Below are 13,347 nucleotides of genomic sequence, written 5' to 3'. Positions count from 1 at the left end.
GTGCAGGGCACAGTAATGCGGCGTTGGCGTAGTAGGTACACCAGATGCCACCGATTCCAGGAGGCCCCATGCCGCACCATTTCCCCGTCGGTCGCCTTAGCTTGGGTGTTGCCGAGCCACTGACCAATGACGGCCCCGTGCCGGATATGTCCGTCGATGCTGAGCGTGCGGTGCTGGCCGAAGAGGTGGGGTTCGACACGTTGTGGTTCCGCGATGTGCCGTTGTTGTGTTACGAGTTCCGCGATGCCGGCCAGATTTATGACCCATTCGTGTACATGAGTTTTATTGCTGCCCGCACCAGGCGCATTGGGCTTGCCACGGGTTCGACCATCCTGACTCTGCGCCACCCCATTCATGTTGCGAAGCAGGCGGCGAGCCTGGACTTATTATCCGGTGGCCGGGTTGCTCTTGGTGTTGCCACCGGGGATCGGGAAGAGGAGTTTCCCGCTTTTAAGCAGAAACGTTCGCAGCGGCAGCGCAGCTTCGCCGATGCGGTGTCGTATATTCGTGCACTCTGGCAGCCTGGTACGCCTATGACCACGGCGAATAGGTGGGGTGCTGTCGATATGGGGGTCGAGATGCTGCCGAAGCCGGCTGGTGGCGAACCGATCCCGCTGATTATCACGGGGCATTGTCGCCAGTCCCCAGAGTGGATTGCCAAGCACGGCGATGGTTGGTTGTTCTATCCGCAAGACCAAGACCGCACAGCAGCTCATGTCCGTACGTTTCGTGAGCTCACCAAAGCAGCGGGTCGGCAGCCGCAGCCCTATCTGACGCAGCTATCGGTGGATTTGCTTGCCGACGCTGACGCCCCCGCTAAACCCTTGCGTCACGGTTTTCGGGCCGGGCGTAGATTCCTCATCGCATATTTGCGGGAAATGGAACAAGCCGGCGTGGACCATATGGTGATCAATCTTCGGTCGTGCCGGGGCCGGCCTATCCCGGAGGTATTACAGGAATTTGGGGAGCATATTTTGCCCCACTTCCCCACTGTCAACGACTAACGGCGCCGGGGTAATGCGCATTACCCCGGCGCCGCTTGTCAGCTGTGGTCAGGCGACCCGGCGGGCGCCTGCCGACGGCGTGGCCGCCAGGAATGCCGGGGCGGTGAACCCGGCCTTGGCGAAAGCGTCGGCAATAGCGCGCGCCACCTTCGCCTCATCCTCGGAACGGACCAGGGCGATCGCGGAGCCGCCGAAACCGCCTCCGGTCATCCGGGCTCCGATCGCGCCATGTTCCATTGCAGTGTCCACTGCCAGGTCCAGTTCTGCGCACGAGACCTCGTAGTCGTCGCGCAGGCTGGCGTGCGAGGCACACATGGACCTGCCGAAGGCCTCGAAGTCACCGGCTCGCAGCTGTGCGATGGCTGCAGTGGTGCGCTCATTCTCAGAGAGCACATGGCCCACCCTGCGGCGCACCGTATCAGCCCACGTCGCCTGGTCAACGCCGTCGGGAGTGGACTCGGCAGCCCACTTTTCGGCGTGTTGGAGCGGATCGGCGACCTCGCGCAGCACATTGGCGCCAGCGGCCGCGGCGACGCCATCAATGACGCCACGCCGGGAGGCGTACTGGCCGTCGGCGAGGCTATGCGCGGCGCGGGTATCGATGACCAGCAACTCCAGCCCGGCGGCACCGAGATCGCAGGCGACCTGCTCATCGGTGTCTTCACCAAAATCAATGGCCAGAGCATAACCAGGCTGGCCGAGCAGCGCGATGCGCTGATCCAGGCCGCCGGTAGCCGCACCAACAACCTCGTTTTCCGCGCGCATACACGCGCTCACCAAGCGACGCCGGGCGTCCTCATCAACCTCTTCGGTGCTGGCGAGCTCCCGGGCGGCCAAAGCCACCGAGCACTCCAAGGCGGCGGAACTGGACAGTCCACCACCGACCGGCACATCGGAGGTAATCGCGATATCGAAGCCACCCAGGTCCGACGGAAGATCGCCGGCTTCCTGCTGGGCCCAGATTGCGCCTGCGGCATAACCGGACCAGCCCTCAGGGCTGCCCGGGCCGACGTCGGAAAGCGCGATCTGTACTGGTTCGGCATCGGCGCCGCCGAAATCAGAGACCAGTCGCAGCATGCCATCTTCACGCGGGGCTACCGCGGCGAAGGTGCGTTGGGCCAGCGCGAAAGGCAGGCAGATGCCGCCGGCATAGTCGACGTGCTCGCCGATGAGGTTCACTCGACCCGGCGCTGACCACACCCCTGCTGGCTCCGCGTCAAAGACGCGGCGGAATAAGGCGGTGGCGTCGGCGGCGCCGGTGGCGTCATCGCGGGCGGGGACGTGCACTGTTTCTGATTCGGCGCCACTCATTGGGCTACCTCCCTAAATCGATCTGCGATGCGTTCTGGGGTGGTGTCGGAGATCCACGCCCCCTGGCCCGATTCCGAGCCGGCGAGGAACTTCATTCGCCCAGCAGAGCGCATCATCGAGTACAGCTGCAGGTGCAGCCGACCGTCGCGGCGATCCTCCCCCACCGGAGCCTGATTCCAGGACGCGATATAGGGAGTGCGCTCGACACCATCGAAGAACCGGTCCAGCCGACCAAACAGATCCAGCAGGATCGAAGCCAGCTCGTCCTTCTCCGAGTCGTCCAGCGCCGCGAAGTCGGGTACATCGCGGTAAGGCACAACCATCACCTCTACCGGCCATTTCGCAAAGGCCGGTACGAAGACGAGGAAATGCTCACCCTCAAAGAGAACCCGGCGCCCGGAACTGCGCTCCGCGGCGATCAGATCGTCGAAAAGCTCACGGCCAGTGGCCTCGCGGTGCTCCTGGCAGCGACGAGCAATGGCCGCCGCCCGAGGCGGCAGGTACGGGTAGGAGTAGATCTGCCCATGCGGGTGCTGCAGGGTAACCCCGATCTCCTCACCACGGTTTTCGAAGGGGAATACCAGGCGCACCCCATCGATCTCGGAGAGTTCCCGGGTGCGGTGCGCCCAGGCCTCGATGACCGTGCGCACCCGCTGCCGTGGCAGATCCCGGAAGGAACCGGACACGTCGGGGGTGAAGCAGACCACCTCACAGCGCGCCAGGGCTGGCCGACGCGGGTAGAGGTCTTGGCCGTCAACGCGCTCGGCGAAGTCGTCCGGAACCTCCATGTGCATCGACAGTGACGGGAAGCGGTTCTCGAATACCGCCACGTCGTAGTCGTCGGCGGGTACCTCCGTAGGCAGTTCTCCCGGACGAGTCGGCGCCAGCGGGTCCTCGTTTGCCGGGGGCATGAACGTGCGGTTCATCCGGTGCGCCGCATAGGCGTACCAGTCCCCGGTCAACGGGTCGCGACGCAACTCAGACTCGGTTACTGCCTCCGGCAGGTCGCGAGCGTCATGCAACTCCCTGACTTTTTCCCCAGTTGCGTACCCCGGGGAGTCGTCGAAGTAGATCAGCTCGCGGCCGTCGGCAAGCGTGGTGCGAGTGACAGCGAATTCATGCTCCGCCACGGCTTAGGCACCCCGATTGGCGTCGAGCTGCTCTGCCTCCAGCGTGCCCGGTTCCACGGGCACAATGATCGGGCGCAGCTTCGCCCAGATGAAGAACACTGCGGCGACAGCCAGCAAAGCCAGGCCGGCCCAGGTGTTGTACATGGGGTTCTTATCCAACCCGGTGTCCGGATTCACTCCGGGTTCGAGCAGGAACGCAGCGATGAGCAGGACAAGGCCGTAGAGGCCGAGCAGCAGCCCGATCACATTGCGGATGTCGAAGGCGCCGGCGGCGCGTCGACGAGTGGCACCAGTAGTGGTTTCCTTGGTTGCCATGGGATGTGCCTCCTAGGCGAAGATGATGTTGAGGGCCAGGACCATTACCAGGCAGAGCATGCCCAGCGGGACGGTGCGGCGGTACCAGGGCAGGCCCTCTTCCGCCGCGTCGACCAGGTCTTCCTTGGGGGTCACGGACTTGACGAAGCCAACCAGCTCCTTGTCCGGCTTCGGCTCGGTGACCAGGGAGACGATAACCGAGGCGATGATGTCCACCGCGAAGGCGATGGAGGCAGCGACGAACGCAGTGCCCTGGCCGGGCAGGTTGAAGAAGCTTGCTTCCAGGCCACCGAATTCGCTGACGCCCCAGTAGGTCATCGCGGACAGCGTGCCCAGTACCAGACCGACCCAGCCGGCGGTGGGGGTCATGCGCTTCCAGAACATACCGAGGATGAAGGTCGCGAACAGCGGCGCGTTGAAGAAGCCGAACAGCGTCTGGAGGTAGTCCATGACGTTGCCGAAATTATCCGCGATAAGCGCGGTGCCCACGGCGATAAGCGTGGCACCGATGGTGGCCAGTCGACCAATCTTGAGGTAGTAGTCGTCGGCGCGGTCCTTGACCACATAGGTCTGCCAAATGTCGTAGCTGAACACGGTGTTGAAGGCGGAGATATTGGCCGCCATACCGGCCATAAACGCGGCGAGCAGACCAGCCAGGGCGACACCGAGCAAGCCATTGGGCAGCAGGTCGCGCATGAGGTAGAGCATCGCGTCGTTCGGCGGGGCCGAGGAGTCCATGATCGGGGCGACGGTGGCCGCAGCAATCATGCCGGGCAGCACCACGACGAAGGGCACGAACATCTTCGGGAAGGCGCCGATAATCGGGGTACGCCGGGCCGCAGACAGCGAATCGGCGGCCATGGAGCGCTGCACCTCAACGAAGTTGGTGGTCCAGTAACCGAAGGACAGCACGAAGCCGAGGCCGAAGGTCAGGCCGATAACGCTGATGATCGGGTTGTCGAAACCAGAGATATCCGTACCGGGCCAGGTGTGGAAGTGGCTTTCGGCATTCAGTGCGGTCTTCAGGCCGCCCCAACCGCCGACATTATGCAGACCGATGAGGGTCAGCGGCACCAAAGCGGCGACGATGACGAAGAACTGCAGCACCTCGTTGTAGATAGCTGCGGACAGGCCGCCGAGGGTGATGTAGGACAGCACGATTGCCGCAGCGATAAGCAGGGTGACGATGAGCGGCCAGCCGAGCAAGGAGTTGACCACCTTGGCCAGCAGCAGCAGGTTGATGCCGGCGATGAGCAGCTGGGCCACTGCGAAGGAGATCGCGTTGACCAGGTGTGCGCCGGGGCCGAAGCGACGAAGCATGAACTCCGGCACCGAGCGAACCTTGGAGCCGTAGTAGAAGGGCATCATCACGATGCCGAGGAAGACCATCGCCGGGATGGCGCCGATCCAGAAGTAGTGCATCGTCTGGAAGCCATATTCGACACCGTTGGCGCTCATGCCGACGATCTCGACGGCACCGAGGTTCGCTGAGATGAACGCGAGCCCGGTAACCCAGGCCGGCAGAGACCTGCCGGAGAGGAAGAAGTCGATCGAGCTGGACACCTTTGAACGGGCAGCCCAGCCGATACCGAGGACGAAGATGAAGTACAGCGCCACTAGTGAGTAATCCACCCATGTGGCGTCGAGGCGTAGCGCCTCCTGAGCCATGATCACTGTCACGTCTCCTTTGCCGCGGGCCCCTGCGGTCCGGGTGCGGGTGCATCCGGTGCGGCGGGACCCTGGTTGCCGTGGGGGGCGATCACGCGGCCGGGGAAGTGCTACCGGCGACCACAGGTCATGCCCGCGTGTTGTCGCCCATCACCCCCGTTTTTACGCCGATAAAGCGATTCCCGCTGCAAGGCGCGAAGTGGGGATTCCCACATTCCGAAAGGGTGGGTCGACACGGTAGTATCGATCTCCCTTTTGGATCGGACCTGCAGCGGGATACAGCCGCGACCGGCACATTCGCGGCGCTGGCCACCACCGGGTTAATCCACGGCGCGCACGCCCACCCGGAATTGTCGGGTCTGCCCCGGCTCTACAACCAACAAATCCCGACCGGAGTTGAGCGCATCCGGCGGGCAGCTCATCGGCTCTACCGCCACTGCCCTACCCAGGCCCGGGAAACCCTCACCGCGATTCGGGTCAGCGGTATAGATCTGCCACCAGCGGAAGTCCCCACCAGCGCGCAGCTCCACCGCGCCGTCCGGGCCGCGCAGTTGCGCCCGCGACCAACCGTCCTCTGCGGCGGGCAGCCCACCGAAGCAGTGATCCAGCCACGTTCCAGACATCGGCACCGACCAGCCTTCAGCGACGCTACGGCCACCGACCGGCTCCAGGACTGTGCCTGCCGGCTCCTCCGGCCCGGAAGGCAGGTTGCGGCGCTCATCCAGCGGCAGTGCAGACGCCACCGGGGCCTGCAAGGTGCATTCGTCCAGCGCCGCCCCACGAGCAACGAGATAAGGATGCCAGCCCACACCGAGGGGGCACGCCTGCTCAGCACGGTTCGTCACTGACAACTCACCACACAGGCCCTGTTCGGGGTCAAGAGACCAGTCAGCGGTCAGCTCCAGCGGCCAGGGCCAGCCGGGCTGCTCGGGGATATGCAACCGGCGACGGATGACCGTGGCTGGATCTGCATCACCAGGCTGCGCCGGCGACCACGCCATTCGGCCTGTGAAACCGTGGATGGCGGTGTGCCGGGGCGGTTCGGTAACCACCAGACGATGTTTTTGGCCAGCGAAGGTGTACTCCCCGTCGCGGGTACGGTTCGGCCAGGGGGCAAGCAAAATTCCGGCATCCAATGGTGGTGCGGCAGCCTCGGGGTATTCCGCAAGCAGCGGCTGCCCCTGGTACCTCAGGCTGCGCGGTCCACCGCCGACCTCACCGATCCACGCCTGGTAGTCGCCGGCACACAGCATCGTGCGCGGCCCGGGATCCTCGTACATGGGCACCATCCTCGCGTCGGGCGGCGCTGGTAGACCGCGCCCGACGCCGACGCCGACCGCAGCCGGGTCCCCGGCCCCGCCGCCTTCCGGCCGACCGGACCCGCACCCAAGCCTACCTGGTGACCAGGCGAGCAGCTGCGAAAAACCTTTTCCACGCACAGCAGGAACAGCACACTAAGCCAGGATCGCGAAGGCCCCCGTCGGAGGCGCATATGCGCGTCCGACGGGGGCCTAAAACAGGCAGCAGGGACTGGCACTAAGCCGCCCCGGGCCCGGGAATTATTCCTTGACCGGAACCAGCGAGATCTTGCCGCGGTTGTCGATATCGGCAATCTCGACCTGGATCTTGTCGCCCACATTGACGACGTCTTCTACCTTGTCGATGCGCTTGCCGTCACCGAGCTTGGAGATATGCACCAGCCCATCGCGGCCGGGCACCAGGGACACAAACGCACCGAAGGCGGTGGTCTTCACCACGGTGCCGAGGTAGCGCTCGCCGACCTTGGGCAGCTGCGGGTTGGCGATGGCGTTGATCTTCTCGATCGCAGCATCGGCAGCTTCGCCGCTCGTCGCGGAGACGTAGACGGTGCCATCGTCCTCAATGGAGATATTGGCGCCGGTGTCCTCCGTGATCGAGTTGATGGTCTTGCCCTTCGGGCCGATGACCTCACCGATCTTCGACGGCGGAACCGACACGGTGGTGATCTTCGGCGCCAGCGGGCTCATTTCCTCAGGACCGTCAATGGCATTAGCCATGGTGTCGAGGATCTCAGTGCGCGCCTCCTTGGCCTGGGCCAAAGCGTCGGCAAGCACCTTCGAGGGGATACCGTCGAGCTTGGTGTCCAGCTGCAATGCGGTGATGTAGTCCGAGGTGCCAGCGACCTTGAAGTCCATATCGCCGAAGGCATCTTCGGCGCCGAGGATATCGGTCAAGGCCACATAGCGGGTCTTGCCGTCAACCTCACCGGAGACCAGGCCCATCGCAATACCGGCAACCGGGGCCTTCAGCGGCACACCAGCGTTGTACAGCGACAACGTGGACGCACACACCGAGCCCATAGAGGTCGAGCCATTGGAGCCGAGGGCCTCAGAGACCTGGCGGATGGCGTACGGGAACTCCTCGCGGCTGGGCAGCACCGGGATCAGGGCACGCTCAGCCAGCGCACCGTGGCCGATCTCGCGGCGCTTCGGCGAACCCACACGACCAGTCTCACCGGTGGAGTACGGCGGGAAGTTGTAGTGGTGCATATAGCGCTTATGATCCACCGGGCCCAGCGAATCAATCTGCTGTTCCATCTTCATCATATCCAGGGTGGTCACGCCCAGAATCTGGGTTTCACCACGCTGGAATAGGGCGGAACCATGAGCACGCGGGATGAGCTCAATGGCAATAGACAGATCGCGGATGGCGTTGGTAGAACGGCCATCGATGCGGAAACCATCGCTGAGGATCATCTGGCGCACAATGGACTTCATCAACGCGTTGTAGGCATTGCGGATTTCCTGCTCGCGCTCCGGGAACTGTTCCGACAATGCCTCAACAACCTGCACCATATGCTCATTGGTGGCGTCGTCGCGCTCCTGCTTGCCTTCCGTCTTCAACAGCTTCGGCAGCTTCTTGGCGGCCTCAGCTTCAACGGCGGCGTAGACGTCGTCGTTGTACGGCGGGAACAGCGGCAGGTCCTGCGGCTCATTGCCGGCCTTGTCCAGAAGTTCCTGCTGGGCGCGGCACAGGGCAGCGATATGCGGCTTAGCAGCCTCGAGGCCCTCAGCCACAACGGGCTCGGTCGGGGCGGGACGGCCCTCGGCGATAAGTTCGCTGACCTTCTCAGTCGCACCGGCTTCGACCATCATGATGGCCACATTGTCGGCCTTGGCCTTAGCCTGGGACTTCGACTGGCCCTTGGCGGTGTTGTCATCAGTTAGGCGACCGGCAACAACCAGCTCAAACAGGGCGTTTTCGTGCTGCTCATGGGTCGGGAAGGCAACCCAGGCGCCCTTGGGGTGCTCATCATCGGCAACAAGAGCCATGCGCACGCCACCGACCGGGCCGGAAACCGGCAGGCCGGACAGCTGTGTGGCCGCCGAGGCGGCGTTGATGGCCACCACGTCGTACATGTCCTTCGGGTCCAGCGACAGCACGGTGACCACGATCTGCACCTCGTTGCGCAAGCCCTTCACGAAGGTCGGGCGCAGCGGGCGGTCAATGAGGCGGCACGCAAGGATGGCGTCGGTCGAAGGGCGACCCTCGCGGCGGAAGAAGGAACCCGGGATGCGGCCGGCGGCGTACATCCGCTCTTCGACATCAACGGTCAGCGGGAAGAAATCGAAACCCTCGCGGGGCTTGGAGGAGGCACAGGTGGTGGCGAGCATCATGGTCTCGTCATCCAGGTAGGCGGTGACCGAACCATCCGCCTGCAGTGCCAGTTCGCCGGATTCGAAGCGCACCTCGCGGGTGCCAAAGTCTCCGTTATCGATTACGGCGACGGTGTCGACAATATTGTCTTCGTATGCTTCGTCGTACTCGTACTCGTTGTTATTGCTCATGCGGTAAATAACCACGTCTTTCCATCATGTGTCCCTAGGGCGATCATCGGTGCCGCCCACACGTTCACTTCGTGGGACATCGCCGCTAACCCTAGCAGGGCTTTTATATTCACCGCCGATTCTCGATCCCGCGGGCCGGTCGCACACCCCGCCCCAGGGGCGCCCGGCGAACACAAAACACCCCCGCCGCAGTCGAAAACTGGCGGCGGGGGTGGAAAAGCGTGGGAAAAGTCTTAGCGACGCAGACCGAGGCGCTCGATGAGCTTACGGTAACGCTCGACGTCGTTGTCCTGCAGGTACTTCAGCAGGCCCTTGCGGCGACCGACGAGCAGCAGCAGGCCACGGCGGGAGTGGTGGTCGTGCTTGTGGAACTTCAGATGCTCGGTGAGCTGACGGATGCGGTAGGTCAGCAGGGCAACCTGAGCTTCGGGGGAACCGGTGTCGGTCTCGTGCAGGCCGAATTCCTTGAGAATGTCGGACTTTTCAGCGGCGGAAAGCGCCATGGTGATATTCCTCTTCTGTTCGATGACTATTTCAGTCCATAAGGGTCGCCCTGAGGGCTAAAAGTGACTGTCATGGACCACGGTCACGACCGGCCAGCGATACTACCAGGTAGCACGCCTGCCTAAAAATCACTCACTATCGTTGGCAGCAGCATCTGCGTCCAGGATTGCCTGGCACTGGTCCACATCATCATGCATTTGCTCGATCAGCGCTTCGATGCCGTCGAACTTCACCATTCCGCGAATCCGCTCCACGAAGTCCAGATGCCCAGTCAGGCCATATAAGTCCGCAGCCCGACCAATCACGTAGGCCTCCACGGTGCGCTCGGTCTCGCCGAACGTGGAGTTGCTGCCGACGCTCACCGCAGCCGGATAACGCTGCGCGAAGGCCATATTGCCCTCCGGGTCGCGCTGATCACGGTCCGGACCGGCTGTGACGCAGAACCAACCGGCATACACACCATCGGCTGGCACAGCGGTACCTTCCGCCAAATCCAGGTTCGCCGTCGGGTAGCCCAGCTGCGACCCACCACGACCGGCGCCGCGAATAATTTCACCACTGACCCGGTGCGGGTGGCCTAAACATTTCGCAGCGGCGGCGACGTCACCGTCGGCAAGCAAAGAACGAATCCGAGTCGAGGACACCCGGCCCCCATCGTCGGCAAGCAACTCCACGATGGTGACCTCAATACCCAACTCAGCGCCGTGTTCCGGCAAGGTCGTGTGATCACCGGCAGCCCGACTGCCATAGGTGAAGTTCTGGCCCACATGCACGGACTTCGCGTGCAGGCTGTTGTGCAGGATCTCGCGCACGAAATCCTGCGGCTCAGTAGAGGCAAGTTCCTTGGTAAACGGCAACACCAATGTCGCGTCCACACCAAGCTCGGCGGCCAACTCGGCGCGCTGCGAAGGAGTAGACAACTGCGCCGGGGCGCGGTCCGGGGCAAAAACAGCCACCGGGTTGGGGTGCAAGGTCACCAGGACAGTGGGCAGCCCCAACTCGTTGCCGCGGGCCACAGCCGAACGGATAAGGCGCTGATGGCCGCGGTGAATACCATCAAATACACCGATAGTCACCACGGTCTCCCCGAGGTCCGCGGGTACGTCATCTAGTCCGTGCCAAATATTCACGACCGCAACGATACGACATCACGTCGAGCCGTCATGCACTACGGCGTTAGAATCCGGGCCATGTCCTCTTCCACCACCGCTGATTCCGACGCCCATACCGACCCGCTCGCCGATTCCGGCATTGTCGTTGTTGACAAGCCGCAAGGATTGACCAGTCATGATGTGGTCGCCAAACTGCGCCGCATCTTCCACACCCGGCGAGTGGGCCACTCCGGAACCCTGGACCCCATGGCCACTGGTGTGCTGGTAGTGGGCATTAACCGCGGCACAAAATTCCTCCCCCATGTGCATGCCGACGCTAAAAGCTACTCCGCCACCATTCGCCTAGGCATGGCCACCCATACCGACGATGCCGAAGGCGAAGAACTCTCCCGAACCGACGCTACAGCGGTTACCGACGAGGCCATCCGGGAAAAGGTAGCCACCCTCACCGGCGACATTATGCAGGTCCCCGCAGCGGTGTCCGCCATTAAAATTGATGGTGTCCGCGCCCATGAACGCATCCGGCGCGGCGAAGAGGTCAATATTCCAGCCCGCCCAGTCAGCGTCGATTGCTTCGAAATCATGGAGATCCGTCGCGATACCGAGGGCTTCGTCGATATTGATGTCGCCGTGGGCTGCTCAGCTGGTACCTATGTGCGCTCGCTGGCCCGCGACCTCGGCGACGCCCTGGGCGTGGGCGGTCATCTCACTTCGCTGCGCCGCACTAGTGCTGGCCCGTTCACTATCGGTGACGCGCTCAGCCTGGAGGCGCTCGAAGACACCCCGGTGTTGTCTATGTCTCTGGACCAGGCCTGCGCGCGGTGTTTCCCGGTGCGCACGGTCAGCGCCGATGAGGCCGCGCTTTTAAGTGAGGGCCAGTGGTTGCAGCCCGAGGGCTATGACGGGGTCTACGCCGCCCAAGCCCCCGACGGGCATGTCATGGCACTGCTGGAAGAGCAAGGCAAGCGGGCAAAGCCGGTTTTTGTGGCTCGGCCGTCGAATCTGACTTAACGCACCACTGCGGTGGCGATCACATAACCATTATCCAGCGACCAGGTGCCTTCAATGAAGTGCATCGGCGTAGGCCGGGCGAGGATATAGGAGACGAAGGTGCCGTCGTCGCGGACGTCGATATCGGCGTCTTCGAAGCCCAGCCAGCGACCTGTTAGCGGGAACCAGGCCTTATAGGTGGCCTCCTTGGCGCAGAAGAGCAGCCGGTCTGCGAAGGGCAGCTCGCAGGAGCGCACGCTGGCTTGTTCGCGCTCTGAGGCGATCATGGGCAACACCCCGTCGGGAAGCGGCTCGGCAACTTCGGCATCAACACCGATGGATTGCACGAGTAACCGCGGCACCACCACAGCGGCGCGGAAGCCGTTGGTATGCGTCATCGACCCGGTGACTGTCTCCGGCCAGATGGGCATGCCGCGCTCCCCGCGCAGGATGGGGGTTGTCGATGGCGCGCCGGTGAGTTCTTCGATGGCGCGGTGAGCGCACCAGCGGGCGTCACCGAACTCGGCTTTGCGCGCATCAACCGCGCCGGAGACCAGGCAGCGTTCGCGTTCGTCGAGCTGCAGGTAGTTTTCGAGGTTTGTTCCGTGGGTCCACATCTGACGAAAAGATGCGTGGGCCGGGAGCATTGCGCGGGTAAGCACGGTCATGCTGCCTCCATGACGGGATAGGGCCAGGTGCGGTCTGCGGGTAGCTGGCGCCATTGCCGCGGGTATCCCAGGGAGACTTCGACGTGCTTGACGCCATCGACGGTGATCTCGCCGGGGATGTGCAGGTGGCCGAAGACGACGGTGTGTGCGTCGTATCTGGTCGGCCAGTCCTGGGTGTGTCGGGTTCCGCACCACATAGCTATTTCTGGGAATGCGAGCGCTTCAAGAGGTTCGCGCACCAGGGGCCAATGGTTGATGAGGATGGTGGGTCCGCTTACCGACGCCATCCGCCGCACTGTGTACGCCAGCCGGCGGCGGCACCACAGCACGGGGTCGACGAATGGTTTGATGGCGAATTCGTCGTTGAGCACTACTTGGCGGTGATAGGCGCGGGCGAGTGCTTCGTCGATGGTGGTGCCAGCTGGGCGCAGTGAGTAGTCGTACAGCGTGAACAGTGGGCACACGGTGGTGTCACCGAACTGCGGGAACGGGTCTTCTGGGGTGAGTACCCCGATTGCGCGGCAGCCATCGACGAGCTGGCGGTAGCGGTCCTCGCCGACGTGGCGGTCGGTGCCCCGGCAGAACAGTTCATGGTTGCCTGGCGCCCAGATGACCTGGGCATAGCGCTGGGCGAGCTCGGTGAGCGTGGACAGCACCAGTTCGGGGCGTTCGGCGACATCACCGGCCACGATGAGCCAGTCGTCGGGGTGGGGTGGGTAGAGTTTGGCGGCGATTTTGCGGTTTTCACGCACGGCGACGTGGAGGTCTGCGACCGCCCACAGCGTTGGGGTGTGCGAATCCGGCATGGGTGCACTCCC

General features: G+C 63.5%; 12 protein-coding genes. 2 read left to right on the top strand and 10 right to left on the bottom strand.

What is annotated here, in order from left to right:
• Nucleotides 1-68: 68 nt before the first annotated feature.
• Nucleotides 69-1,004 carry a TIGR03571 family LLM class oxidoreductase gene (locus KRX51_RS04920; RefSeq protein WP_218361852.1) on the top strand — a complete coding sequence of 312 codons (936 nt, stop codon included), beginning with the start codon at nt 69-71 and terminating at the stop codon, nt 1,002-1,004.
• A gap of 48 nt (nt 1,005-1,052) precedes the next feature.
• On the opposite strand, the gene galK is transcribed toward KRX51_RS04920, so the two are convergent.
• From galK to KRX51_RS04880, 8 genes are all read right to left on the bottom strand, one after another.
• Nucleotides 1,053-2,315 (bottom strand): galactokinase, encoded by a 1,263-nt coding sequence (gene galK / locus KRX51_RS04915; protein ID WP_218361851.1) that lies wholly within the window; start codon nt 2,313-2,315, stop codon nt 1,053-1,055.
• Nucleotides 2,312-3,445, bottom strand: coding sequence for a galactose-1-phosphate uridylyltransferase (galT, locus tag KRX51_RS04910; RefSeq protein ID WP_218361850.1), 1,134 nt, complete (start codon nt 3,443-3,445; stop codon nt 2,312-2,314). Before galT ends, galK begins: the two co-directional genes overlap by 4 nt.
• A gap of 3 nt (nt 3,446-3,448) precedes the next feature.
• Nucleotides 3,449-3,760, bottom strand: coding sequence for an LPXTG cell wall anchor domain-containing protein (locus KRX51_RS04905; protein WP_218361849.1), 312 nt, complete (start codon nt 3,758-3,760; stop codon nt 3,449-3,451).
• A gap of 12 nt (nt 3,761-3,772) precedes the next feature.
• Nucleotides 3,773-5,428, bottom strand: coding sequence for a sodium:solute symporter family protein (locus tag KRX51_RS04900; RefSeq protein ID WP_218362277.1), 1,656 nt, complete (start codon nt 5,426-5,428; stop codon nt 3,773-3,775).
• 320 nt (nt 5,429-5,748) lie between these two features.
• Entirely contained in the window at nt 5,749-6,708 is a 960-nt protein-coding gene (locus KRX51_RS04895; RefSeq protein WP_218361848.1) for an aldose 1-epimerase family protein, read from the bottom strand.
• A gap of 279 nt (nt 6,709-6,987) precedes the next feature.
• Entirely contained in the window at nt 6,988-9,255 is a 2,268-nt protein-coding gene (locus tag KRX51_RS04890; RefSeq protein WP_218361846.1) for a polyribonucleotide nucleotidyltransferase, read from the bottom strand.
• Nucleotides 9,256-9,488: 233 nt separating this feature from the next.
• On the bottom strand, nt 9,489-9,758 hold the full coding sequence (gene rpsO / locus KRX51_RS04885; RefSeq protein WP_218361845.1) for a 30S ribosomal protein S15: 270 nt from the start codon (nt 9,756-9,758) through the stop codon (nt 9,489-9,491).
• A gap of 129 nt (nt 9,759-9,887) precedes the next feature.
• On the bottom strand, nt 9,888-10,889 hold the full coding sequence (locus KRX51_RS04880; RefSeq protein ID WP_218361844.1) for a bifunctional riboflavin kinase/FAD synthetase: 1,002 nt from the start codon (nt 10,887-10,889) through the stop codon (nt 9,888-9,890).
• Between the two features lie 60 nt (nt 10,890-10,949).
• Here KRX51_RS04880 and truB point away from each other — a divergent pair, with 60 nt between their 5' ends.
• On the top strand, nt 10,950-11,882 hold the full coding sequence (gene truB, locus KRX51_RS04875; RefSeq protein ID WP_218361843.1) for a tRNA pseudouridine(55) synthase TruB: 933 nt from the start codon (nt 10,950-10,952) through the stop codon (nt 11,880-11,882).
• On the opposite strand, the gene KRX51_RS04870 is transcribed toward truB, so the two are convergent.
• A complete protein-coding gene (locus tag KRX51_RS04870) occupies nt 11,879-12,529 on the bottom strand; it encodes a 4'-phosphopantetheinyl transferase superfamily protein (protein ID WP_218361842.1) in 651 nt (216 codons plus the stop codon). The two genes, truB and KRX51_RS04870, sit on opposite strands and share 4 nt — an antisense overlap.
• Nucleotides 12,526-13,335 carry a metallophosphoesterase gene (locus tag KRX51_RS04865; protein WP_218361841.1) on the bottom strand — a complete coding sequence of 270 codons (810 nt, stop codon included), beginning with the start codon at nt 13,333-13,335 and terminating at the stop codon, nt 12,526-12,528. The genes KRX51_RS04870 and KRX51_RS04865 overlap by 4 nt, the downstream gene beginning before the upstream one ends.
• Between the last annotated feature and the right edge of the window lie 12 nt (nt 13,336-13,347).

It is taken from the genome of Corynebacterium sp. TAE3-ERU12 (assembly GCF_019209905.1).
GTDB lineage: Bacteria > Actinomycetota > Actinomycetes > Mycobacteriales > Mycobacteriaceae > Corynebacterium.
The sequence above is the reverse complement of the archived record's forward strand: the minus strand, read 5'-3'. Positions and strand labels throughout refer to the sequence as shown.